This window comes from Methylobacterium sp. E-025, assembly GCF_022829705.1.
GTDB lineage: Bacteria > Pseudomonadota > Alphaproteobacteria > Rhizobiales > Beijerinckiaceae > Methylobacterium.
Genome location: NZ_JAKSYR010000183.1, coordinates 1 through 24,818, shown reverse-complemented (window position 1 = coordinate 24,818; position 24,818 = coordinate 1). Strand labels below are relative to the sequence as shown.

Annotated in this window: 17 protein-coding genes; 11 read left to right on the top strand and 6 right to left on the bottom strand. The window is 64.0% G+C overall.

Annotation, left to right across the window (positions count from 1 at the left end):
- From MKK64_RS26395 to MKK64_RS26370, 6 genes are all read right to left on the bottom strand, one after another.
- Nucleotides 1-2,531: SdrD B-like domain-containing protein (locus MKK64_RS26395; RefSeq protein ID WP_243938628.1), on the bottom strand; the 2,531-nt coding region annotated here is incomplete at its 3' end.
- Nucleotides 2,532-3,737: 1,206 nt separating this feature from the next.
- Nucleotides 3,738-3,980, bottom strand: a complete 243-nt coding sequence (locus tag MKK64_RS26390; protein ID WP_147841582.1) for a hypothetical protein — start codon at nt 3,978-3,980, stop codon at nt 3,738-3,740.
- 819 nt (nt 3,981-4,799) lie between these two features.
- A complete protein-coding gene (locus MKK64_RS26385) occupies nt 4,800-5,159 on the bottom strand; it encodes a VanZ family protein (protein WP_243938626.1) in 360 nt (119 codons plus the stop codon).
- Between the two features lie 483 nt (nt 5,160-5,642).
- Nucleotides 5,643-7,055, bottom strand: a complete 1,413-nt coding sequence (locus MKK64_RS26380) for an O-antigen ligase family protein (RefSeq protein WP_243938624.1) — start codon at nt 7,053-7,055, stop codon at nt 5,643-5,645.
- A gap of 135 nt (nt 7,056-7,190) precedes the next feature.
- On the bottom strand, nt 7,191-7,937 hold the full coding sequence (locus tag MKK64_RS26375; protein ID WP_147841585.1) for a WecB/TagA/CpsF family glycosyltransferase: 747 nt from the start codon (nt 7,935-7,937) through the stop codon (nt 7,191-7,193).
- Nucleotides 7,938-7,977: 40 nt separating this feature from the next.
- Entirely contained in the window at nt 7,978-9,021 is a 1,044-nt protein-coding gene (locus MKK64_RS26370; protein ID WP_243938622.1) for a Wzz/FepE/Etk N-terminal domain-containing protein, read from the bottom strand.
- Between the two features lie 889 nt (nt 9,022-9,910).
- Between MKK64_RS26370 and MKK64_RS26365 the strand changes: the two genes are divergently transcribed.
- From MKK64_RS26365 to MKK64_RS26315, 11 genes are all read left to right on the top strand, one after another.
- Complete coding sequence (locus MKK64_RS26365; protein ID WP_243938620.1) at nt 9,911-10,618, top strand: sugar transferase; 708 nt, start codon at nt 9,911-9,913, stop codon at nt 10,616-10,618.
- Between the two features lie 263 nt (nt 10,619-10,881).
- On the top strand, nt 10,882-12,126 hold the full coding sequence (locus MKK64_RS26360) for a polysaccharide biosynthesis/export family protein (protein WP_243938619.1): 1,245 nt from the start codon (nt 10,882-10,884) through the stop codon (nt 12,124-12,126).
- Complete coding sequence (locus MKK64_RS26355) at nt 12,123-13,289, top strand: glycoside hydrolase family 5 protein (protein WP_243938617.1); 1,167 nt, start codon at nt 12,123-12,125, stop codon at nt 13,287-13,289. The genes MKK64_RS26360 and MKK64_RS26355 overlap by 4 nt, the downstream gene beginning before the upstream one ends.
- Nucleotides 13,286-14,746 carry an oligosaccharide flippase family protein gene (locus MKK64_RS26350; RefSeq protein WP_243938614.1) on the top strand — a complete coding sequence of 487 codons (1,461 nt, stop codon included), beginning with the start codon at nt 13,286-13,288 and terminating at the stop codon, nt 14,744-14,746. Before MKK64_RS26355 ends, MKK64_RS26350 begins: the two co-directional genes overlap by 4 nt.
- Before the next feature lie 33 nt (nt 14,747-14,779).
- A complete protein-coding gene (locus MKK64_RS26345; RefSeq protein ID WP_243938612.1) occupies nt 14,780-15,646 on the top strand; it encodes a glycosyltransferase in 867 nt (288 codons plus the stop codon).
- Nucleotides 15,643-16,638: a glycosyltransferase family 8 protein gene (locus MKK64_RS26340; RefSeq protein ID WP_243938611.1), complete on the top strand. Its 996-nt coding sequence runs from the start codon at nt 15,643-15,645 to the stop codon at nt 16,636-16,638. Before MKK64_RS26345 ends, MKK64_RS26340 begins: the two co-directional genes overlap by 4 nt.
- A gap of 52 nt (nt 16,639-16,690) precedes the next feature.
- Nucleotides 16,691-17,632, top strand: a complete 942-nt coding sequence (locus tag MKK64_RS26335; RefSeq protein WP_243938609.1) for a glycosyltransferase family 2 protein — start codon at nt 16,691-16,693, stop codon at nt 17,630-17,632.
- Between the two features lie 945 nt (nt 17,633-18,577).
- Nucleotides 18,578-19,174 (top strand): hypothetical protein, encoded by a 597-nt coding sequence (locus tag MKK64_RS26330; protein WP_243938607.1) that lies wholly within the window; start codon nt 18,578-18,580, stop codon nt 19,172-19,174.
- A gap of 684 nt (nt 19,175-19,858) precedes the next feature.
- A complete protein-coding gene (locus tag MKK64_RS26325) occupies nt 19,859-21,610 on the top strand; it encodes a type I secretion system permease/ATPase (RefSeq protein ID WP_243938605.1) in 1,752 nt (583 codons plus the stop codon).
- Nucleotides 21,607-22,956, top strand: a complete 1,350-nt coding sequence (locus tag MKK64_RS26320) for an HlyD family type I secretion periplasmic adaptor subunit (RefSeq protein WP_147841595.1) — start codon at nt 21,607-21,609, stop codon at nt 22,954-22,956. The genes MKK64_RS26325 and MKK64_RS26320 overlap by 4 nt, the downstream gene beginning before the upstream one ends.
- A 254-nt stretch (nt 22,957-23,210) precedes the next feature.
- Nucleotides 23,211-24,818 (top strand): glycosyl hydrolase (locus MKK64_RS26315; RefSeq protein WP_243938603.1); only part of this gene is annotated, 1,608 nt, incomplete at its 3' end.

Sequence of the window (24,818 nt, the reverse complement as noted above, 5' to 3'; positions counted from 1 at the left end):
CCGAGCACGGCGTGTGCTGACTGGAACACCACCGTATCGATTCCGTCGACGGCATCGGTGGACGCGGCAGCGAAATCGACCGGCGCCCCGTCCGCGGAGGTCGCCTCGACCTGCGCGGACGGTTGCACGCCGAGCGTCAGGTTGGGGCGCGTGGTGTCGGCCACGGAAAACTCGAACCAGAACGGCACCGCGCCGTTGCCGGCACGACCGGTCGCGGACGCGCCGACCGTGTGCGCACCGAGGCCGAAGGTCTGGCCGGACACGACGACGGCTTGGCCCTCCCTGAACACCACCGGATCGGCTCCGTCGACCGCATCGGTGGACGTGGCCGCGAAGACGACCGGCGCACCGGCCGCGGAGGTCGCCTCGACCTGAGCGGGCGGCCGCGCGCCGAGGGTCAGGATTGGGGATGTGAAATCGGAGACGACAGAGAGGCCACGGGCGTCGACCCAAGCGGGCATGTTTTGGTCGTCGTAGACAGCCGCACCGATGCCTGGAAGGTTCGTCAGAGCGATACGATCGCCGCCCCAGCCATAAAACAGCTTTTCTCCAGCCACCACCTCATGATCGAAGGTCAACAAAAGCTTGTTGTTCCCCAATAGATCCGCCTGAACCGCAACCGCATCGGGGGAAGCGTCGGTGTAATCGGCGCGCAGGCTCCAGCCTGCACCGAGGCGCGCGCTGGAACTCAGCGGAAGCAAACCGGATGCAGCGTCGAATTGGAACGTCAGCACGAGTTGCCGAGAATGTCCGTAAACGGCATTCGCAAAAACAACCTGTGGCCCGGCATCGTCGATGTTTCCACCGGCCAGGGCGAGCGGCGAGCCCGACAGCGCAGACGCTCGAAATTCTTCGGCGACGCCGAGCGCGATGCGATGAGCCCACTGCGCGCTATCGGCCTGATTGCCATGAAGGCTTCCAGGCAATACAGGTTTTGTCACATCCAGATTGACGTCCATATCGACGTCACTGGATTGACTAACCGCGAACGCTGCATTGAATTTCGAGTCTTCGGTGAGCCGTGTTTGGCCGACGCGGATATCCTGGTTCTTTATAGCTCCTTGAAAAGGGATCGCGTTGACGAAGAGATAGGGCGTCGTACCCGCATCCTGCCCGAGCGTGGCGCGGACGAGACCCGCTTCGTAACGGACAGCACTTTCCCACAGGTCGGTCGTAAGACCTGAATTCAGGCTGTCGTTCTCGTTATGCAACCAGACTATTGCGGTGGAATTGGCGCGGTCTGCAGCGCTCAACTTTCCGAGAGCGCTCAGCAGCCCGAGCTCCTGGACGTTGGCAGTCCACCCTTTCGTATAATCCCCGCCGTTCGCCGTCAGCCAGTTGGTCGTTAGACCGGTCCCGCCCCATTCCGTGTTGGATCCATCGGAGTTGTTCCAATCCCCGACGATATTGACCTTGTGACTAATGCCGTCAAATCCTAGCAGATGTTCGATGTCCTCTTTGATGACCGGCATCAGACCATTTGTTGTGATATAGCGCGCGTTGGATTGCCCCCGTATGACAACGTTGATAGTCGACGATGCAGGCACATCGCCGGTCTTGGCCACATCGGCATCGGGAACGAAACCCTTGTTCAACCCATCCGTGGTCATGCTCGTTGTGAGAGGTCGAGGAGAAGAACTCTTAAGCCCATCCGGCGATGCGACGACGACAGTGTATGAACCGGCGGTTACGCTGCCAAAACTATAATGGCCGCTCGAGTCCGAAGTCGTGGTGAGCAAAGCGTGGCCGCTCGAGTCGAAAAGCGCCACGCTTGCTTGGCGAATTCCCGTCTCTCCGGCGCTCAGAAGCCCGTCGCCATTGCTGTCGCTGTAGATAGTTCCGCCGATGATGATATGGTCCGGGCTTCCCGAAAGTGCTAGATTTCTCGACCCCGTATTGGCACCTACAGCCAAGACAATGGACTGCGAGGAGAACGCATTCGTCGCGGTGCCGCCAGTCGGCGCCACGGAGTATGAGTAGGTTCCCGGCTTCAGGCCCGCAAAGCTGAAAACGCCATCGAGCGTCGCGTTGCTGTAGTCGTGATGACTGCTCGTTGTCGTGTCGACCACGGATCCATTGCTATCACGCAGAGTAACGACAGCACCGCTGAGCGACGCCTCCCCCGCATCATATTTCCCATTTCCATTTGCATCGACGAAAACGACGCCGCGGAAAGCCGCGGTGGAGTTCATGCCTTCGTTGAAGATGGTCGTCGCATTCTGATATGCGGATATATTATCAACTGACGTATATCCTGTTCGCAACTCAAAATCACCGACAGTTCCCCTGAGGAACGGCCCGGATGTCACCTGAGCGATCAAAGGTTTGAACTGGAGGCTGTAAATCCCATCGTCGAGACCGTCGAAGACGTAAGCTACGCTCGCCGACGTCGTCTGCGTGGCGATCCGATTCCCGGTGCTGTCGAGGAGATCAACGACAAGGCCTGAGACGGCAGCTTCGCCTGTATCCTTGATGCCGTTGGCGTTCGGGTCGGCAAAAGCGATCCCAGAGATCTTTGCGCTCGCGGTCATCGGTCCTTACGTATTTTTTCTTAGAATTTCACGGCGTCCTCGAATCGCCGCTCCGGAAAGGGATAAATACACATTGCAATATCGTGCAAGACCCGCAGGTGACATAATCGGGCCCCTTGCGAGTGGTCCGCCCTGAAGCATGATGATCGCGCCGGCGCAGGATGAAACCGATGGCGTGTCTGGTCCCGGCATTCGGTGGAGGGGGTTCGACCTGAAGGGGCCGGGCTCGGCGGACCACGCGCACAGATGGCCTCTCAGGGCGTGAGGCCGCGCAGGGCCATGGCGCGGCGGCCAAGGTCGTCGGCGCTCTGACGAAGTCGGGCGGGTGAGACCGCATCACCGGATCGAAGGCGCTTCGCGACCAGGCGCAAGTCGATGCCGAGCGGGCGCAGGCCATGCTCGAAAGCTCCGGCAATCGGGCGGTGACGCCTGCCACCGCGCGCCGGTTCGCCGACGTTGGCGCGGCAGCGTATCCGCCTCGGCGGCGGCTATCGGCGGGATCACCTGCGCGCCTTCGCCCAGCGGGTGGAGGTCCGAGAGGCCGAAGCTCGCATCATGAGATCGAAGGGAGAGTCGCTTCGCACGCTCACCGCCGTTTCTAGCGGGAGATCGGCATGCCCAGCTTGGGACTGAAGTGGCGGAAGGGGGGGCCGATACCGGACTTTGATTTTTTTATTGGGTTTTTTCAATTTTATCGGGCGTGCCCAAGCATTTGCCAAAGCGGAGTGGTCACGCTTTTGTTCGGGGGGTGGTTAACTGGAGGTTAGGATTGGAGATAGGTGGAATTGTAACGCCAGGGTTATGACCCAGCAAATTCTCAACCCGATAGAACAGCTAAGCCATTGTCAGCGCATGCGCTTCAGCTTCACGCGCACACCGAATGGACACGATCCTGCGTACAATGCCAAGGGCGGCTGGAAGCGCTCAGCGATGAACTCTCGCGCGTCGCGTTTCACTGCATGTGGATCGGCGTCGAAACATGACCTTGGCCGATCCGTGCCTAATTTTATGACGCAGTGCGAAAATCCGAGTTTCCAGTAAGGTCACGATCGGCGCCGGGCGTGAGCCCATCTCTCAAAGTATTTTGGCCACCATCGCGGTGATTTAACAGAGTTGAAGGAGGGGCATGCTTCGAAGCCGATCCTAAATTGGCGATCCGCGAGTTCAAATTCCGCCGATCGGATCGTTGGGGGGCGACGCGCACCCTCATCGCGCACACGCACCGAGGCTGGCCGCCGGCGTTGGCGTGCTCTCGGCTGCGAATTCCGAGCCCAGGGATGCCAGCTCGGAACGGAGTTCATCGGCCCGCCGTCGATGATGCTGTGCGACTTGGCGTATGGCATCCGCCGCGCTGTCGGTATCCAGATCGTCGGCGAGCGCCGCTTGCTGATCCGCCATAGCCTCGAGTTCCGCTATGCTGAAGGCTATCTGCCTCACCAGTCCGAGCATGATGTCACGCCCCGCATTGCACAGAAGATAGGGTGCGATGCAACACGCAACTATCAGTCCAAGTCTGTAAATAGATCACGATCGATCGCTCCACGACAAAGGTGCGGCCAGTATGTGGACGCATAGGACACCGTCCAAAGCGGCCGCTCGGCAAGCATCGACGCGGCCGGATGCTCGTCGCGGATCGGGTTGCCCACGCGTCGCACACGATCACGGTCGATCGTCGCCGTTTGAGCGGACGTCATCGCACCACGGTAGTACTGGTTGCGGACCAGCGCAGAGCGCTCCGCGCTGTTCGGAGGGAGGCGCGAACGATCGTCGGTGCAGCGCGAGGTGGGTGCATTGCGCGGCACAGAGCGGGATAGAGAAGGCTCGGCAAGACGTGATGTCTGCTCTTCGTCCGCCCCGGCGGGAAGTCATCGCCGGATCAGGGTAAGCGCGGGGGCGGTGACGGCAGCTCCGGCGGGGCTGGTCCGGCATGCGGGTCCGGTGCACGGCCCGGAGATGGGAACGACGCTCGCCTGTTCGCTTGAAGGATTTTTCCGACGGCGATGCCCAACGGAACGGACATCAGCAACCAACTGCGAAGGAATCGAAGAAGCCGGAGCATGGGCATGGTTCCGTACTGCCAAGGTGTGCGATGGACGATCAATCCGGTCGTCCTCCCGGAATCGTGGTGACACCGGACGAGCGGTGATCGCGACCCTGCGGGCCGCCCAACGGGGGATACCCGCACGGTGCGCAGCCATGGCACAAATCGCAGCGGGGCTGAGCGTTCGACCGCCGAAGGGTCGGGAAACGCGCTCACGCACGCCGCCCCTATCGAGGCATCTCGTCCTCCACCATCCTCCCGGGGGCCAACGCGAGGGCGAAGGCGGCCGTGACTCCGACCCAGCATCCGGCGATCTTCACCGCGACGTCTTCGAAACGGCCGTGGCGCGTCGCCTCGACCATCTGGAGCGCCTCCATGGCGCCGGCGACGACCGATAGGATCACGAGAATCTGCCAGCGGCGATGGGGATATCCGAAGGCGAACAGGAAGCTGACTGCGGCGTAGGCCCCGAAGCGTTCGAGGGCCGCCGGGGCGTCGGTTACGGGGCGAAGGCCGATCGGCGCGAGGGTCGCGACGATCACGCCCACCAGGAGTGACCATCCGAGGATGCGCGAAGCTGTGGTCATGGGAGGAAATCCGGTCGCTTTGGCGGAACGGCAGAGGAAACGGCGGTCGGCCCTTCAATTGGCCGCCGGATCCACGGAGACACCGAGCGGCGGCGGCGCTGCGTGCGTTGCGACGGCCCTGCCGCTCGAACGCCAGAGCCCTGCGTTCGACCGCCCTGACGCTGATCGACGGTCGACGTCCTGCGCCGGGTTCCCAATGCCTTCGGCCATGACGGTGCGCTGGCGAAACGCTGGAAGCCCGGCGGAAAACCTGATCGATAAGCGAGCTCGGATGCACTGAATGCGTTCGCCGGTTATCCCGACCCGGCCAAGAGGACCACATCCTCCTTCCCGGGGATGTCGAAGGCGGGCGGACCTGGCGGGCGGACCGTCCGAGGGCCCTGCGCAGGGAAGCTCGCTCGGTGTGCTGCTTGCCCCGAGAAAGACGGTCCGACCCGGCCCGCAAGGGGGCCGGACCGCACGCGTGGGTCCTTTGCGCGGCACTCAAAGCTTGAATGGCGTGTACGCGCGGATCGTCGATCGGTGCCGAAACTGGTCGGGGGCGACCGCCACCAGGACCAACACGGCATAGAACGTGAGCGGGATGAAGGCGACAAGACCGCCGATCATGGGCTCGGTGATCCCGTAGACGAGATAAAAGATGAGCATGGCGAGGAGGATGTGCGCCCGGTCGCCTGCGCTGCGTCGCAGGGTCGAGACCAGGGCTGTGCCGAACATCAGGAAACCGACGGCCCCGTCGGCGAAGAGGACGTTCAGGTACAGGTCGTGCGCGTGGGCGGCCGCCTTGAACAGCAGCGGATGAACGGGAAGGATGAATTTCGCCGAGCCGCCTCCGTAGCCGAACAGCGGTTGTTCGGTCCATAGATCGAGAACCACCGCCCAGATCCGGCTTCGTCCGGTGCCGCTCGTGATCTCGTCCGCCGATCCCGATCGTGCGACGCTGGAGAGGATCTGGTCGCTGAAACCGGTCATGACCAGCAAGAAGAAGCCGCCGATGATCGCAGCGACGGTCAGCTTCAGACCGACGTTTCCGCGCGAGAGATAAACATAGAACAGTCCGATCGCCACGGCGATCAGAGACATGCGGTTGTTGCTGGCCAGCAGGCAGAACGCCATCGGCGCCACGAGGACGAAGAACATCGGCCGGCGGAACGAGATCTTCGACGCGAGCACCATCAGGAGGATGCCGATGCCGGCCGACGCGCCGGCCGAATTGGCCGTTCCAAAGACCCCCTGCAGGCGCCCCGTCGGCTCGAACGCGCCGTTCGTCCAGTCGCTCATTCTACCGAGTTGCGGGTCCAAGACGTATGCGGCGATGGAAAGGCAGCACAGCAGGAAGCAAGCGACGATCAGGGCGTCGACCAAGCGTTGCGGACCCGCGATGCGGACGAAGGCGTAGAGGAACAAGAACGCCACGAGGTTCGACAGGGTTTCGACCATCGACATGGCGGGTTGAACCGCATGGACGCTGTTCAAGACGGTGAAGCCGAGGAACACGGTCCACGGCACGACTTCTGCAGTGACCAACGGAAGGCGGCGCACGATTAAGGCCGACAGGGTCAATGCGCCCATCAATCCCAGGCAACCGAGCTTGATCAGGATCTGGAAGTCGATGGACTTGTCGTCGATCTCTCGGGTGCGCAGGGTCGCCGATTGCAGGACGACGATCAGAATCCCCGCGGCGAACGCGTAGCGCCAGTCCCACACCAGCGTACGCACCCCGGCAAACAGCAGGAGCGGCAACATTCCGGCCGCAATGAGCAAGCCGAGGGGGACTGGGTCCTTGTCGCTCCATGCGAAGACGAGCGTTGCGACAACGGCGGCGACGCAAAACGCCAGCGCGACGGTCGCCGCCGCACTGGCGAAGCGATTGGCGTATGTCGGTGCGGCATCCATTACGCAGATATCGCGGTCATCGGAGTGTTTTCCGTTGGTCCGGGACTTACGTATCCGGCCGGACTTTCGTCGAAGACCGACCATGCGGCCGCGATCGACTTGGTCCCCTCCCACCTGGGCTGCATCGGTCCGGCCTCACGTCGTCTTGAGGTCGCCGCGGACCTTGGCGGCCGCAAGGCGGGACAGGAAGACGACGTTGCCGATAAGGTAGCGGCGGGCCAGGCGGCGTGGTTCGAGACAGAGGCGGTAGACCCATTCGAGGCGTGCGCTGCGGATCCACGCCGGTGCCCGCGGCACCGCCTCCGCGAAGAAGTCGAACCACGCGCCAACCGCTATCCCGCAGGGGCAGACCTCGGGAACATGCGCGGCGATCCAGCTTTCCTGGCGAGGGTTGCCCATTCCAACCAAGATGAGATCGGCCCGTGCCGACGCGATGGTTGCGAGGATCGAAGGCTCGTCGGATTCTCTAAGATAACCGTGATGCCGTCCGACGACGGTGTGCCGGGGCCAACGCTGTCCCATTTTCTCAGCGGTCCGCTCGATCACGTCGCCGCGCGCTCCGAGAAGGAAGATCCGCAGGTCGTGATCCGTGCTGTCGAGATAGGACGTCACGAAGTCGGTGCCGTTCAAGTTCTCCTCGAACACCGTCCCATGCAGGACGCGGCGTGCGATATCGACCCCGACGCCGTCGTTGAGAACCAGGAAGTCGCCGAGGCGCTCACGCATGGTGGGGCGTCGGGAACATTCGTTGGACAGGTTGGCGTTCAGGAAAGCTACCCGTGTCGTCGAACGATGCATCACGCGATTGTCGATATGGGCGACGACATCGCGTACCTTTCCGGATTGGACGCGAACGCCGAGGATGTCCGTCACGGTCAGCATTGGGGTGATCCTGCGGTGAGAAATTGCGGAGCGTCGACGATCACGCTCCGACTCGGCGGAGGGAAAAATCGCCGCGACCGGTCATGAAGATGCGCAGCAGTCCAAGGGCGAGGCCGATGAACAAGGCGATCGCGAGGACCACCGCACTCCTAGGAGCGCTCTTCGATTGCGGCGGGTAGGCCGCGCTCGCGACTTGAGCGTCCGGGAGCGACAGGAACTGCTGCTGCCAGGTCTCGGCGTACCGCTCGAGGAACTTGTCGTGAAGAACGCGATAGGCCTGCGCGGAACTCTCAAACTTCTTCAGCGTCACGCGCGCCGAAGCCGAGTTCTCGCCTTCAAGCGAGCCGGAGAACTTCAACTCCTCCACGGCCCGCTCGGCGAGCTGTGCCTTCGCTTGCAACTCGTCGGTGCGGGCCTGCAGCAGCTTGCTGGAGCGCCGCGCCATCTCCTCACGCAACTCCATCTGGTCGGCAATGAAGGCTGCGGCGTAGGCATTCGCGACGCGCGCGGCCTGGGCCGGATCGGGCATCGTTGCCGCCACCTCGACCGCATAGGTAAGGCCAATCCGGCGGACCGAGGTCAGTTTCTGCAGGGTACGCGCCGCGGCGGTGATCTCATCGTCCGGCTGCTTGGCAACGGGGTGCTTCCAGAAGGCGATGGTCCCGGTGATGGCACCCACGGCACGGGACACGGGCCCGTCCCGCAGCGCAGGATCGCCGACGAGCTTCTCACTCTCGACCACCCGGCGCAGGATCCGCTCCGATTTCAGGAGTTCGACCTGACTTTCGATATTGGCGGATTCGACGTTCGCATCGATCGCCGGCGGCACGTTCGATCGCATAGCAGCGCTGTTCTTTGTATCGATCAGGATCAAGCCCGTCGACGTGAACTGCGGCGTCGCCAAGACTAGGTAAGCAATCGCGATCAGCACGGTCACCGCTGCCGGCAACACAAGCGAGCGCCAGTTCCGCCGAATGTTTAGCAGTGCCGCTAGAAAATCCGGGCCCTCCGGCTGAGGGCGCGCTGGAGCCGGGTCGGGGCCGAAGGTTCGGACCACGGCATCCTGCCGGGAATAGTAACCCATCGTCATCTACTCCCTGGCATAACGTCAAATGCCCTTCCTAACGGTCGAGGACCGACGCTCATCGATCCGCAGTCCCGTGATCGCACGGTGATCCTGCACTCCATCAGTCGACCGACAGCCGTCCTGCAACGAGGTCGTTCGCTATGCTGAAAGGTAAACATGATGAGTAAGGATATAACCTGAGCGACTCCGGTATTACGGCGACAACTTAGGCTATCGCGGCTTATGTTGCAGCGCACGCAAAAAATTTGTGCATCAAAAAAGATATTTCGACATCGGCCGTCTCGGATGGCGCAAACGGCGCCACTCACGGTTTCGTGATGACGCCCAACTTCAATCACCGATACAAATCAAAGAATTATATCTCTAAATCGCCCTATCTTATCGTCTGCTTACACCAATGCTCACCGCTTGAGTTTGCACTGTGGTGGTGTCTACACCCAGTTCGGACGATCTGAAGTACCCTTCGGACGGGGATCAGGCACGACCGATCGTCGCTCTACGATTTCGTGGCGTACTCGGGCGCACAATTGGTGCGGTGCGAAGGCGATCCCTACGCATGCGGCCCGCTGGACAGATGGCTCGCTGCGTCTCGTAGGGCACGCAGAAACCAAAATCATTACAGATGAGATCAATCCTTGAAGAAATATATTTCTCGCAGAGGTCCTTGTAAGCGCCCACCGTTCAGATCTCTTTCCTAGCGGCGAGACCGTTCCCCTTTTTTTTGGTTAAAATTTCATCAACAGAAGCTAAGTGCAGCCATCTTTACTAGCGGAGCCTCCTTGACGAGCGTTCATAAACTCGCAGTTTAAGGGCGTTAACAAATTTTTAAGTGGGTTCGCCAATGGTCGATCGTGCGTTTACAAGTCAGACGTCACGTGAGTCGACGGTGACGAGCCGGCGCGCTGTCCTCACCGTCGTTCGGCCGCTCGGCTTTCCCTCATCGGTCCGTTCGACCGATCCAACGGCTCCGGCCATCCGCACGGACGAACCGAGCGGCTATCTACTTTCTCGCCGCAAGCGCTTGCTCGACGTGTCGCTGGCGGGTGCCTTGCTGCTGGGGTTGCTTCCGCTACTATTGATGGTCGCCTTGATCATCCGTGCGACCTCGAAGGGGCCAATCCTGTTTCGCCAGACCCGGTGCGGCGCGGGAGGGAAGCCGTTCGTCATCTATAAGTTTCGCTCGATGAAGGCGGTCGAAGCGTCGGACACCCTCGTGGTCCAGGCAACCCGCGACGACGCACGTATCACCACGATCGGGCGCTTCATCCGTCGCACCAGTATCGATGAGCTGCCGCAGCTCGTGAATGTCCTCCAGGGCGACATGTCGCTGATCGGACCGCGTCCGCACGCCACCTCGCACGATGCGTTCTATGCATCACGCATCCCCCGCTACAACGAGCGGTTCTTCACGAAGCCGGGTTTGTCCGGGCTGGCCCAAGTCAGCGGCGCCCGCGGCGAGACTCCGCAGATTTCGGATATGGCGCGGCGGATCGAGTTCGACCTGAACTACATCCAGACCGCTAATCTACGGCAGGATATCAAGGTCATCGCCGCGACGGTCCGCGAGATGATGTTCAGCTCCAGCGCCTATTGATACCCGCCGCGGAAACGGGCGACGGTTCGTCCCGGATTGCGAATGTGCTCCTTCATCGGACCGGAGCCCACATCCATCTTCGACCTGCGGTCATCGCCCGATACGGAGCGGTCACGCAGGACCAGGAACCGCAGGGCCCGTCCGACCTTCCGGTTCCCCTGTCAGATGTCGCACGGGTTCGTCGTCGACTTCGACGTTGCAAGCTTCGGAAACAGGACCACGCCATGAATTCTAACGCAGCTCCGATAGCAATCTTCGGTCGGATGTCGGCTCTCGGCCTTGCGGCGGCGATCGTGTCGGGTGGCCTGACCGTGTACGCCCATGCGGAGTATCTCATCCAGCCGGGCGACACCGTCGAGATCGCGGTTGCGGGTCTTCCCGACTTGAAGCAGCGCAGCGTAGTGAACCCGGACGGCGCGGTGGCCGTGCCCATGACGCGTCCGGTCAAGGTCGCCGGGCTTGGCCTTTCCGCGGCCCAGACGCTGATCAAGGATCAATTGTCGCGCAAGCTCTACCAGCAGCGCATGTCCGATGGACGCGACAGCATCACGGCTATTGGGCCGGACATGGTGATGGTGACGATCGCCGAATATCGACCGGTTTACGTGAACGGTGACGTAACCAAACCTGGTGAGCAGGTGTTTCGGCCCGGGATGACCGTTCGGCAGGCTGTGGCGCTGGCGGGAGGGTACGAGATCATGCGTTTTCGCATGAACAACCCGTTTCTTGAATCCGCCGACCTGCGGAACGACTATCAGGTTCTCTGGATGCAGTACGTGAAGCTGCAAGCGAAGATCTGGCGGCTCAAGAATCAGAACGCTCCGCGCGACAAGGAGCAGGATGCGGCTCTGGACGCACAGACGCAGGCGCCTCTGCCAAAGGCCGTTCTCGAGTCACTGCGGGCAAACGCGCGGACCCAGCTCGCGGTCGCGAACGAGCGCTTCATCGCGGAGTCCGCGTTCCTCACGGGTGCCGTGAAAACCGCCGACGATCAGATCGCGATGCTTCGGGCTCGGCAAGTGAAGGACGATGAGAACGTCCAGGTCGATACCGCAGATTACAACAAGCTCAAGGAATTCTCGGAGCGCGGCAACCTTCCCATGACCCGCCTGTCCGAGGCGCGGCGCCTGTTCCTGTTCTCAGCGACCCAATCGCTCCAGACCGGCGTCCAGCTCGTGAACACCATCCGCGAGCGGGACGACGCCCGGCGCAAGGTGGCGCGTCTCGACGAGACGTCCCGCTCCGAAATCCTTGCTCAGACCGAGCAGGCGACGGTCGAACTGGGTGAGGTCCGTTCCAAGCTCCAGAGCGTGAGCGAGAAGATCACCTACACCGGCGTCATCCGCTCGCAGCTCAGTCGGGGTGGCGGCGCGACACCGGCGATCCGCATCGTCCACGCTGCGGCGAACGGCGGCGGCACCGAGGCGGCCAGCGAGGACACCCCGGTGGTTCCCGGCGACACCGTCGACGTCGCTCTTCACACAGAGGTCCCGGAGATCACGCAGTGACGGTGCGGTCCGCGCCGGGCGCGGGCATGCCGAGCCGACGCAGCGTCGTCCGGACGATCGGCGGGTTCGCGGCCGTGGCCGGCATCGGCTTCTCCGGCGCGGTGTCGGCCTCAGCGCCGGACGGCCTCGGGAAGCTCGCACGGGGCGTCAACCTCTCGCACTGGTTCGCCCAAAGCTTCGAGGGCTACGGCGCGAGCCACCTCAAGACCTTCGTCACCTCGGACGATCTCCGCCTTCTCTCCGGAGCCGGATTCACCCATGTCCGCCTCGGCGTCGAACCAGATGCCCTGTTTCGATCCGGCGACGGCGAACCTCAGTTCGTCGAGCCGGTGCTCGAAGCGCTTGGAAGGGCTCTGGACATGATCGCGCGGGCCGGCCTCGCGGTCGTCGTCGACATGCATCCCGTGGGCGCTTCGAAGAATCCGCTTCAGACGCCCGCCGGAGCCGCGACCTTCGTCGCGCGCTGGTCGAAGCTCGCGGGCGCGGTCGCTGCGCATCCGATCGGTGCGGTTCTGGAAATTCTCAACGAGCCCGAGCCGCTTGCCGGCCCAGCGTGGTGGACGCTTCAAGCGCGGGCGCTGGAGGCAATCCGCAGCGCGGGCGCGAAAGGGCCCGTGATCGCCAACGGCGGCGGCTGGAGCGGGATCGACGATCTGGTTGCCCATACGCCCTATGACGATGGCGCAGTCGTCTACACCGTGCACTGCTACGCGCCGCTTCTGTTCACGCATCAGGGGGCGACCTGGACCTGGGACGTCGCGCGTTCGATTGCCGGCCTGGGCTGGCCGTTGGATCGAGGCCAGGCGGAAGCGGCCTCCGCAGCAACGTCCGACCCGCGCGCCCGCGGATTCCTGCACGACCAGATCGCCGACGGCAGCTTCACCGCGTCCGCGCTGGAAGTGCAGTACGATCGGCTTTCGCATTGGGCTCGGTCGCACGGTGACGTTCCGATCTATGTCGGAGAGTTCGGCGTCTACGCCAAGACAGCGCCTGTCGCGGCACGGATCGCGTGGGTGCGGGCCTCGCGGCGTGCCTACGAACAGCGCGGCTGGGGCTGGGCGCTGTGGGACGATTCCGATTCGTTCGGCTTCCGTAGTCCGGGTGCGGGTCGCGGCGCGATCGATGCTGCGATGCTCGATGCCCTGGGAGTCGGCGCGTCGTGAAAAAGCTACGGCTGCAAATGGGCGGTCTGGGACGGAGCGCGCCGCTCCTGGCCGCGAACATGCTGGAGGCGGTACTACCGTTCGCCCGCAACGTCGCGCTCGCGCATCTGATCGCGCCAGCGGAGTTCGGCCTCGCGATCTCGCTTTCCATCGTCATCGGCATGCTGGAGGTCCTGACAGATTTCGGCCTTCCCATCTTCGCCGTCCGCAAGGATGCGGGGGTGGATCCTTTGGCCAAGTCCGCGGGGCGGGACGCGGAGACGGCGATGATGGGCACGCTGCAGGGCCTCGCGCTGTTTCGCGCCTCGCTCCTCGCGGTCGTTCTGATTGCGGCGTCCCCTTGGATCGCCGCAGCGTTCCACGCTTCCGATTCCGCGCCGGTCTACGCGCTTCTCGGCTTGATCGTTTTCGTCCGCGGGTTCGAGAACTTCGGGGTGAAGGCTGCGATGCGTGCCTTCGTCTTCTGGCGAGAGGCCATCGTCGTCACGGCGGCTCAGGTCGCCGGGCTGGCGGTCACGGTCGCGGTCGCCGCGCTGAGCGGTGGGTTCTCCTGCATGCTCTGGGGTATGCTGGCCACGGCGGTCACGACGGTGGCGCTGTCGCACGTGTTGTCGCCGCAGCCCTACCGCCTCCACTGGAACCGGGAGGCCGCGCGCGAGGCGAGTGTGTTCGGGCGGCCGCTTCTTGTGAACGGCGTCGCGGTTTCACTCAATCTGTCGGATCGGCTGCTCGTGGGCAGCGTTCTCGGCCCTGGTCTCCTCGCCCTCTACAACGTCGCCTACGGCACCGCGCAGCTTCCGCGGACGGTTCTGGCCAAATTCCTCACGAGCGCCTTTCTGCCGCTTTTCGTACGGCATCGCGAGGGCGACGCCGATACGTCCGCGCTCTACGACACCTGGGCCTGGTGCCTCTCCTGTCTCGCCTTCGCTTACGGGCTCGGACTCAGCCTGCTCGGGGACCATGTCCTAGCCTTCGTCTTCGGAGAGACCTACCGCCCGTCGCGCCTCTTCATGTGCCTCGCGGGTCTCAGCCTGTGCGTGAAGTTCCTCATGCTGCTCCCCGTCCCGGCGGCTTACGCCGTGGGAAACACCCGCCTCGTCGCGTTCGGCTCGATCCTCTCGGCCCTCTCGGTCATCCCCGGTGCCGCACTGCTCGTCTGGCGCCACGACGTCGAGTTGTTCCTCGCGGGCCTCACGGCGGCGGAGTTCGTGGCCCTTCTCGTCTTCGGGCGCATCGCGATCCGCGAACAGGCGTTCACACGGTCGGCAGGGTGGCTCGCGATCGGCACTCCGCTCCTGCTTCTCGCGGCTTTGGCAACTCTGACGATCTTGGTGCCGGAGCTGAGTTTCGGGCGCTGGCTGGCTGCGTGTTCCGCGGCGCTTCTCCTGTCGGCGGCGATCTACGGCGCCATGGTGCCGCGGTTCGGCATCGGTCCGGGGGCCCTTCGTCATGCGTGAACAGGCGCCACAACCGGGAGCTCAGACAATCTGATGGCCGTAATCCTTTTCACGACGACCGACGTTCGCGGGCCGAGGCGCCTGGACTTCGAGCGGCTGCTGGCCTCGGTGCGGCAGGCCGATGACCTGGAGATCCGCCACTACGTCCTGTTGCAGAACGCGACGGAGGCCGACCGCATGCATTGGCGTGCGGCCGCGCCAGCCTGCTGCCGCATCGACGCGGTGCCGGGACGCATGTCCATCTCGGCCGCTCGCAACCGGATGATGGCCGATGCGGTCGCGGAGGCTACGCCTCAGGACGGTGACGTCGTCGGATTTCCTGACGACGACTGCTGGTTCGCGGACGGCTTTCTGCAGTGCCTGGCCGATCTGTTCGACAAGAACGCCCGCCTCGGCGTGCTCGTCTGCCGCGTCTCCCTCGATCCCGATCCGAACGGCTTCGATGCTGGGTCGGTCACGCCTTTGGCCGCCCATCAGGCCGTCCGGCTGGCCACTTCGAACAACATGTTTTTCCGAGGAGCTCTGACCGCCGCGATCGGAAGGTTCGATCCGGAGCTCGGCCTCGGGACCGCGTCCGGAGGCGGCGAGGATACCGACTACGTCATCCGGGCCTACCTGCGTGCGCGAGAGGCGGGATTGATCGACCGGCCGCTGGTCGGGCACCCGGTTCCCGATCGCATCTCCGCCGCGCGCTACTTCCGCGGCGCGCTGATCGTGCTGGCCTATCACGCCCGCAGCAGTCCCGCCCTCACCCTCGAATGCTTCCGCAAAATCTTCGTCGGCCTGTATTTCACCGCCAGCGGCAAGATGAGCCTGGCCGGCTACCGGCAGGCACTCGCCGACGGGGCTCGGGCCTTCGGAGCCAAGCGCGACCTCGCCCCCGCTCGAGGCACGGCATGACGATCCGGAAGGCGACGGCCGCAGGTGATCCGATCTGCATCCTGTTCTGCATCGATAGGGCTTACCTGCGCCAAGCCGGCGTGACGCTGGGCTCGATCCTGGAACACAATCCGACGACGGCGTTCGAGGTATATGTCGCGGGCTTCGACCGTGATCCGGCCGCCTCCGAGGCGATATTTGCTCGGCTGGCCGCCCGCCACGGATCGTGCACGATCCGCTACGCCGACCTAGAGGAAGGCCTGTTCGCGGATTTGCCCGTCACGCGGCAGTTCAGCGCCAGCATCTATACGCGCATCGTGCTGGATCGATTCATCGATCGTCGACATGGGCGCGTCCTGTATCTCGACGCCGACACCGTCGTCCGTTCCGACTTGCGCGGCCTTTGGACGACGCCCCTCGAAGGGTATGTCCTGGCAGCGGTGCAGGACCATTTTCGCCTCGATTCCGAAGCCATCGGTTTCGCGGCCGACGAGCCTTATTTCAATTCCGGGGTGCTCCTCATCAACATGCACGCTTGGCGCGCGGAGGCATGCGAGGCGCGCGTCCTGGCCTACCTCGGCGCGACTGGCCGTGACCTGCCCTGGATGGACCAGGATGCGCTCAACGTCGTGTTGCGCGGTCGCGTCCGATTCCTCGACCTCGGCTGGAATTTCCAGCCACGTTGCGCCGACGTTCCGGCCGGCTTCCTGGGGCTGACCTCGGCGGCCTACGCCGCCCTGCGCGCGGACCCCTATCTCATCCACTACACGACGTCTCAGAAGCCTTGGAACGCCGCGCATCGCGTCCATTACAGTCGCGACTTCTTCGCCGCGGCCCGCACCGCCGGGCTCGGTTCGCTCCTGGACGCTCCGCCCGCTCGCAGCGCAAAAGAACGTCTCGATGCCGTGAAGACGCGTCTGCGCTGGCACTTCCCGTCGATCTTTCGGGCGTTTCGTCGGCTGCTGAAACCGGAGGCCGCCGCAATGATGTATCGCGCGCGTGCCGGAGGATGACGTGACTGCCATGCGTGTCGGCGCCCACGGGATACGGTCGATATCCTACCTAATGGCCGCACACGATGCGGGAGCGTGGATCGAAGCGGCTCTGACCTCCGCGCTTGCGCAAGAGGACGTTGCGGTCGAGGTCGTCGTCGTCGACGACGCGTCGCGGGACGACACTGCCGCCCGGGTCGCCGCCTTCGCGATCCGCGATCCGCGGGTGACGCTGCTCCGTCGGAGCGTGAGCGGCGGGCCGGCGGCCGCTCGCAATCTTGCGCTTGCCCACGCGGCCGGGACGTGGGTCGGCATTCTCGACGCCGATGACCTCATCGAGCCGGACCGTAGCCGCCTTCTGATCGACTTCGCGGAGCAGAGCGGCTGCGCCGTCGTCGCCGACAATCTCTTGCGTTTCCTCGATGCGGATCCCCAGACGGCTTGGCCGATGCTCCCCCTTGGACCTTCGTTCCGCGTCGCGGTTGCGGCTTATCTGCGGCGAAACCTCCTGACGGGAGGCGACACCAACCTCGGCTATCTCAAGCCGATCTTCCGACGCACGTTCCTGTCGGATCGCGGCATCCGATACGACGAACGTCTTCGGATCGGCGAAGATTTCGATCTGTGTCTGCGCTGCCTGGCGGCCGGCACCGATCTGGCAGTGCTTCCCGCGCCGCTCTACCGGTACCGGATGGTCGCCGGCTCTTTGTCACGACGTCTGACCCGCACGGATGTCGACGCGATGCTGGCGTCCCAGGACGCCGCGTTGGGGGCGGTCACGATGACGACCTCGATCCGGTCCGCCGTTGCCGCATACCGACGCTCGCTCCTCGACGGTCTCGCGTATCTCGAATTCCGCTCAGCGCTGCGCGGGCGCGACTGGCGACGTACCGCGATGGAAGCGTCCCGGCTGCGCCTGTGGCGGGCCATCGCGCAGATCGGGTTCGGCTTGATCGCTCGCCGGCTCGCACGTCGTCGACCGGCGGTCAGCGGCCCACCTGCGACGGTTCGATGACTGATGTCCGCTGCATGATCCGGGCGGCAGAAACTTCAAGCGAAGGCGGCAATCCAGTGTGACGGCGTCCCGCCGCGATGCGCTGCCCAGGGAGGACATTCATCCCGGCGTTGCGCTTCGATCGGAGTCTGCGCAGAGACACCGGCCTGCCTTGCAGATCGCGATCCCAATCTTGCATACAGAACGGAGCCATCGACCACGCCGATGCGCGCTGGCTCCGGAGCAAATCAGGAACGGTCCGGATCGGGCAGGGGCCGGTCGAGGCACGCCGCCTGCGGAGCGTTGTGGATCTGCGCGCCGCCGAACCGGCATGGCACCCGCGGTCGGGGTGGCTTTGGAGGCCTTCGGTAACGCCTGCGTATGCCAGCCTCGGCTCACTGTCGCAGGTGCGGGGATCGCTCCCCGTACCTGCGGGGAGGATCTGTGAATCTGGGTACCGCTGCTTGGAACCAGCATCCCGATCACGCCGAACGATAACGACTGACATCGAGCCGAGCGTCGTCACCGATGAACGGTGGAACATAGGCGGCGCGGTGATCCGCATACGTTCATCGACCGGGCCGGCGGGGTTTTTAACTTGCGTTCCGTGTATGTCGACCTTAATCCGAATTTGCTAGATCTATAGATGACAATAAAGACCATATTACCCGGGTGAACAATCTTTATGAGGTCGTTTTCCGCAAGATCATATCCATAACGGTAAGTCCGTGAATTTTTATCGTTCGCTAGAATCTCAAACGCTGCTGTTCGAAATGGGATTTGCAACCGGGGTGACAATCTCGAGCGGACGTCGTAAAAACACATCTATAATCGCTCGACGCTCGTGTTATGAAAGCCTTAATCATCGGGTCGCCAAGGTAGCGGATCGGGTCCTGACCCGGCGAGCGACATGCGGGACTCGGTCGGCCTAGAGCCGAAACTCACCGGTCGGGAGAGGCAGGGGTTGTGGGTTTGTTTCCGATCCTGATGATCGCCTGCGGGGCGATCGCGAGCCTGTACCTGAACTGGATCTTTCTGAGTCTCGTGAGCCTCATGGTCATGCCGCTCTATGTCGGCGCCATGGTCTGGTCTGGGGCGTCATTCCTAGGCGGAGTGGGTCAAGCGGCGGTCGGCCTCGTCGCCCTTCAACTGAGCTATATCCTGTCCGGCTGGATCCTCGAGAAGGTGCGGAGCCGCCGAGCCGACCTGCCGCGGATCGGCCATCCGGTTCGGGCGGCGGCCGAGAACCAGAGTCGCGCGCTGCCCGAGTGGCCCCTCTTCGGGGGGTGGCTTCCGCTCCTGGCCTTCTATGAGCCCCGATGCAGAGCGGACGGCTCCCCGTGGAACGGGATCGACGATCCAGGGTATCGGACCACCGTGCTTGCGGTTGGCTGGTTCGGACGCGCGTTCTCCCTCGTTGTCGGGTCTCCGAAACGGGTGAAGCCGCAGGGGCAACGGAATGCTCCCTCGCAGGCGAGCGTCGTTTCGGAACTCGACCGACGCATCGCCGCCGAACGCGCGAAATCGAATCGTGATTCGGGAGAATCCACGGACCAGCGTTGACAGCCGGCGGGCGGCGACTTTGCCGTGATGGGATCAGCGCTGCGCTCATACGGCGAGTCGGCCGCGCCGTGTGATTTCAATCTGTCGTTCGATCGTGCCGCCGCCGGACGGAAGCAACGCGTCGCCGTGATTGGACACGGGCGGAACGCCAATCGCGTTCGCTCGACGGCCACCCTGTCGCCCATCACGCAGCGACCCGACGGGCGATCGGGTCCTGCTCCGCGTCCGAAATCTGCGTGTTCCCGGTGCCTCGGCACGGCTGGCATCCACGGATGACGGCGTTGCGAATGTTGGGCTGCCGGTTCGACTGACGCCGACACGATGCCCAGAATTCGACGATGCGAGCTGATCGAAGTCGATCTCGAACTCGTCGCGTCGCGTCGCAACACGCTCGCAGGCATCGGTACGTCGCGGGATGTCCGTAACGTCGTCGTACGCGTGCCGTCCCCCGGGCGGGCTCAGGATCGTCGGATCGTTCGGCGATGGTCGGTCATCGCCGCGAAACCTGCGATGCGCCCTAAATCCTGCAGTAAGATTTTAGACCGAGGGGCGATGTGGCGAGCATTCACGGGTCGAGCCACGGCCTGCATAATATATCGCCAGCATGTTTTCATGCGTTGTTAACGATGGAATGCTTCCGTATCGTGGTCGAAAATGCCTTCGCTGCGGAATCGGATACTTCGGATGCCGAAGCTGTTTCAAATCGTCAGCTGGCCCATGCTGGCCGGAATCTTTGCGATCAGCGGATTGATCAACGTTCTTTGTTTGACCGGTTCTATCTTCATGCTCGAAGTTTACGATCGGGTTCTGCCGAGTCAATCCTTGTCGACGTTGGTCGGACTGATGACGCTCGCTCTGGCGCTCTACATCGCACAAGGTGGACTTGAGGCGTTGCGGGCGCGGATCTTCGTCCGGGTCGGTGCGATCCTGGACGGGACCCTGAACCCTGTCGTGTTTGCCGTGTGCGCACGCGCTCCACTCCGTGGCGTGCAGGCGGGAGAAGCCGGCCTGCCGTTGCGCGACCTCGAGGTGGTGCGCTCGTTTCTGGCGGCCGGGGGGCCGGCGGCTCTGCTCGATCTGCCGTGGCTGCCGATCTACGTCGCGATCTGCTTTCTCTTCCATCCGCTGATCGGCTTCGCCACCGTCGCCGGCGCGGTCGCCCTTGCCTGCGTGACCGTGGCGAGCGAACTCGCGACACGGGGACCCATCCGTCGGTCCACCGCGTATGCCGCGCGTCGGCACGCGCTGTCGGAAGCCATCCGGCGCAACGCCGAGGCGGTCGCGGCCATGGGCATCACACCGCACCTGTCCGCCCGGTGGAATGCCATCAACGGCGATTACCTCGCTGCGCAACAGCATGTTGCCGATGTCGGAGGAGGTCTTGGGGCCGTATCCAAGGTCACGCGCATGCTTCTCCAATCCGGAGCGCTCGCGCTCGGCGCCTGGCTCGTCATCGACGGCCAGGCGACCGGTGGCGTCATGATCGCATCCTCGATCTTGGTCTCGCGCGCGTTGGCCCCCGTCGAGTTGGTCATCGGACAGTGGCGCAGCTTCGTTCAGGCGCGCCAGAGTTGGCATCGGCTGTCGGGAGCGCTCGCGCGGGACATCGCCCCTTCGGCACGTCTCGCCCTCCCACCGCCGCGGCACATCCTTCAAGTCGAAGATCTGGCCGTCGTCGTGCCGGGAACGACGAGCGCTATCGTCCAGCAGGTCACGTTCCAGCTAAAAGCCGGCCAGGCGCTCGGCGTGATCGGCGCCTCCGCATCCGGCAAATCGTGCCTGGTCCGCGCCCTCGTCGGCGTCTGGCCGACCGCACGGGGGCGGATTCGGCTCGACGACGCCTCGATCGATCAGTGGCCGAGGGACGCTCTGGGCCGGCATATCGGCTACATGCCCCAGGAGGTCGAACTCTTTCCGGGATCCTTGTCCGAGAACATCGCCCGCTTCGACCCCGCAGCCACCGCCGAGCAGATCATCCATGCCGCTCGGGCGGCGGGCGCGCACGAACACATCCTACGGCTCCCGGAAGGGTACGACACGAGGCTCGGCGAAGGAGGGGCCGGGCTTTCGGCCGGCCAGCGCCAGCGGATCGGGCTTGCCCGGGCACTCTACGCGGATCCGTTCCTCGTCGTCCTCGACGAACCGAACGCCAACCTCGATGCGGACGGAGAGCAAGCGCTGACGGGCGCGATCCGCGGCGTGCGGGCACGTGGCGGCGTCGTGGTCGTCGTCGCGCACCGTCCGGCGGCCCTCGAAGCCGTCGATCTCGTGCTGATGCTGGGCGAGGGACGTATGCTGGCCTTCGGCCCGACGACGAACATGCTGCGTTCGGCCTTGGTCGCCGCCGGCCGTCCGGTTCCCCCGGATCGTCGTCCGGATGCGGCGCCGGTGGCCGGGCGTATGACGCCGGACCTCGCGTCGCGGGGAGCCGCATGATGGCGCCCCTCTTCGCGATCTCTCGCCGCCTCCCGAGATTGGACGCACCTGCGCTGACGCGCGCCTCGATCCACCGTCAGTTCGCGGCGGCAGGGCTGCTGTCGGCGGCTGTCGTCCTCGGCCTTGGTGGATGGGCGAGCCTTACCGACATCGATGGCGCCGTGATCGCTCCAGGGCAACTCGTCGTCGAGTCGGACGTCAAGAAGGTGCAGCATCCCACAGGCGGCGTGGTGGCCGAACTGCTCGTGCGAGACGGGGATCGCGTTCGTGCCGGTGACGCCCTCGTGCGGCTGGACGAGACACAGACCCGAGCCGTCCTCGACACCACCCTGAAGACGATGGACGAGATGGAGGCGCGTCGCGCGCGCGGCGAGGCCGAGCTCAACGACGCGCGCACGATTACCTTCCCGTCCAACCTTCTTGGCCGTGAGGCCCGCGACGAGCGTATCGCCACGCTGCTCGAGGGCGAGCGCCGACTCTTTGCCGCACGCATGGCTAGCCGCGAAGGCAAGCAGGCTCAGCTCGGCGAACACGTCGCGCAGTTGCGCGAGGAGATCGCCGGCCTTTCCATTCAGGCGCAGGCGAAAGCGCATGAGATGACCCTGATCCAGAGGGAGCTCGGAGGACTGCGTGCGCTCTACGACAAGGGGTTGGTGCCCCTCTCTCGCGTAACGGCTCTCGATCGCGATGCCGCTCGCCTGGAGGGAGAGCGCGGTCAGTATCTGGCTTCCATAGCCAGCGTACGGGGCAAGATCGCCGAAACGTCGCTGCAGGTTCTGCAGGTGGTGGTCGACATGCGTGCCGACGCCGGCAAGGAGCTCGCCGAGATACGCGGGAAATGGTCGGAACTCGTCGAGAAGCGCGTCTCCGCCGAGGACCAGATGAAGCGCGTCGTCCTGCGCGCGCCGCAGGACGGCGTGATCCATCAGATGAGCTTGCACACCGTCGGCGGCCTGGTCTCGGCGACGGAACCGGCGATGCTGGTCGTGCCGGAAGCCGACGCGCTGGTGATTGAAGTGCGGATCCGCCCGCAGGACATCGACAGCGTCCGCAGGAATCAGCCGGCGCGCGTGCGACTGCAGGCCTTCGATCAGCGCACCACCCCCGAGCTCGACGGCATCGTGACGCGGGTTTCCGCCGACGTGAGTCAGGACAGGAGCAACGGTCAGAACTACTTCACCGCGCGGATCACCATCGCCGGCGACCAGGGCAGACGCCTCGCCGGCCTGCGCCTCGTTCCGGGCATGCCGGTCGAGGCGTATCTGCTCATCGGCGCCCGGTCCGCGTTGTCCTACCTCGTCCGGCCGCTGAGCGATCAAGTGAGGAGGGCTTGGCGCGAACGCTGACGGCCTGACCGCGCGCCCCGCGGCGCGGATGCCGTTCCATGATCCGTCCGGCCCCCTCTTCGTCCCGGCGACGTGGCGGTACGGGCCGGATCGCTCTCGGTCCCGTCAAACATCCATCGTATCAAATCGAATCAAGTAACTTTTCATTTTCCGTTCGAGTAACACTTGCGGTAGCAAGCGAGAAAACGTGAAGTGGAAACTTCGTATTCAGATCTTCATGCGACCTCTTGAGAGGCAGGGCATGAGTTGGTCAGATGGTACAGATCGGAATCTACGAGGGCCAGGACCCGAGCAAGGTTGGGACCTATACGCAATGGGCCGGACAGCCGCCCGACAACGTGCTGAATTACATCAACAACGACAGCTGGTCGGGGTTCGCGAGTTCGGTTCCGTGGCAGGTCCAGCGCTGGCAGGGCGCCGGCGTAGCAAGCATCTGGTCGGTTCCGCTGACGGTCTGGGGCACCTCGCTGGAGCAGGTCGCGACCGGAGCGTACGACAGCTATTTCCAGGCTGCGGCGAACGCGCTCGCACAGGCGGTCCCGAGCAAGGACGGCAACATCTACGTTCGTCTCGGATGGGAGTTCAACGGCACCTGGATGCCTTGGGCTGCGCAGGGGCACGAGGCGGCGTTCATCAAGACGTTCCAGGACGTCGTCGACGTCTTCCGCAGCGTATCGGACAAGTTCAAGTTTGTTTGGGACGTGAACGAAGGCGGCAGCACGATCGATCCGGCCAAGGCTTACCCCGGCGACCATTACGTCGACGTGGTCGGCATGGATACCTACTACAACAAGGCCTACAATTCGGCGGATCCCGCGAAGGCCTTTCAGGACAAGGTTGTGGAACCCTACGGCCTTCAATGGCAGCAGGACTTCGCCGCGGCGCACGGCAAACCGACCGCAATCTCCGAATGGGGCGTTCAAACCGACGATTCCGCGCCCTTCGTCAAGGCGATGGCCGACTGGATGTCCAGCCACCACATGGTCTACGGAAATTACTGGGATTCCAACGATGCCGGTTTCGCCGGGCAGCTCGATTCCGGCCAGCATCCCGGAGCGGCGGCGGCTTACCTGAGCGCCTTCGGCGCCGCGCCCCTGACCATCGACACGGACTACCTCGATCCGTCGGCGACGTGGGCGTATCCGGCGGGAAGCGTGATCCATTTCAGCGGCGATCATCTCGTCGAGAGCACCATCACGTTAGCTGGAGACCCGACTTTCGCGGTGGAGAGCGGTCACGTCGTCACGCTATCGGGCGCCGTTGTTGACCAAGCCAGCGCCGCGCCGGGCCAAGTCGAGAAGGACGGCGGCGGGACGTTGATCCTGGGACATATTAACAGCTACTCGGGCGGCACAATCCTCCTTGCCGGCGCGGTCGAGCTGGCCGTTGCCGGATCTGCGGGAAGCGGAGCGATCACCTTCACGGACGGCGCCCAGACCCTCATCGTCGACCGGGCCGCACTCGATGCGGATCATCGGTTGGCGAACACCATCGCGAACTTCGGGGCGGGGGATACCATCGATCTGCGCAGCGTCGGGCAGAACGCCGCCGTGGCGTTCGATCAAGCCACCGGCACCCTGTCGGTCACGGACGCCGCGACCGGAGCGTCGCTCGCAATCCTCCATCTAACCGGCGACTATGCGGGCCAGACATTTCAGGCTTCGTCCGACGGCGCGGGCGGAACCACGATCAACTATGCCCCGACGCCCTCCGACACACTTGTTCTGCGTGTGTCGGGCGACGCCTGGAACGGCACGCCGCATTTCGCGGTGCTCGTCGACGGGCAGCAGGTCGGTGGTACCCTGACGACGAACGCTTCGCACGCGGCGGGCCAGACCGAGGACCTGACCCTGACCGGCAAC

Excerpts from the sequence above, each read along its gene's own strand:
- MKK64_RS26370 (WP_243938622.1), bottom strand. The coding sequence starts at position 9,021 with ATGGGTTACTATTCCCGGCAGGATGCCGTGGTCCGAACCTTCGGCCCC.
- MKK64_RS26385 (WP_243938626.1), bottom strand. The coding sequence starts at position 5,159 with ATGACCACAGCTTCGCGCATCCTCGGATGGTCACTCCTGGTGGGCGTG.
- MKK64_RS26360 (WP_243938619.1), top strand. The coding sequence starts at position 10,882 with ATGTCGGCTCTCGGCCTTGCGGCGGCGATCGTGTCGGGTGGCCTGACC.
- MKK64_RS26375 (WP_147841585.1), bottom strand. The coding sequence starts at position 7,937 with ATGCTGACCGTGACGGACATCCTCGGCGTTCGCGTCCAATCCGGAAAG.
- MKK64_RS26345 (WP_243938612.1), top strand. The coding sequence starts at position 14,780 with ATGGCCGTAATCCTTTTCACGACGACCGACGTTCGCGGGCCGAGGCGC.
- MKK64_RS26380 (WP_243938624.1), bottom strand. The coding sequence starts at position 7,055 with ATGGATGCCGCACCGACATACGCCAATCGCTTCGCCAGTGCGGCGGCG.
- MKK64_RS26340 (WP_243938611.1), top strand. The coding sequence starts at position 15,643 with ATGACGATCCGGAAGGCGACGGCCGCAGGTGATCCGATCTGCATCCTG.
- MKK64_RS26390 (WP_147841582.1), bottom strand. The coding sequence starts at position 3,980 with ATGCTCGGACTGGTGAGGCAGATAGCCTTCAGCATAGCGGAACTCGAG.
- MKK64_RS26320 (WP_147841595.1), top strand. The coding sequence starts at position 21,607 with ATGATGGCGCCCCTCTTCGCGATCTCTCGCCGCCTCCCGAGATTGGAC.
- MKK64_RS26325 (WP_243938605.1), top strand. The coding sequence starts at position 19,859 with ATGCCGAAGCTGTTTCAAATCGTCAGCTGGCCCATGCTGGCCGGAATC.
- MKK64_RS26335 (WP_243938609.1), top strand. The coding sequence starts at position 16,691 with ATGGCCGCACACGATGCGGGAGCGTGGATCGAAGCGGCTCTGACCTCC.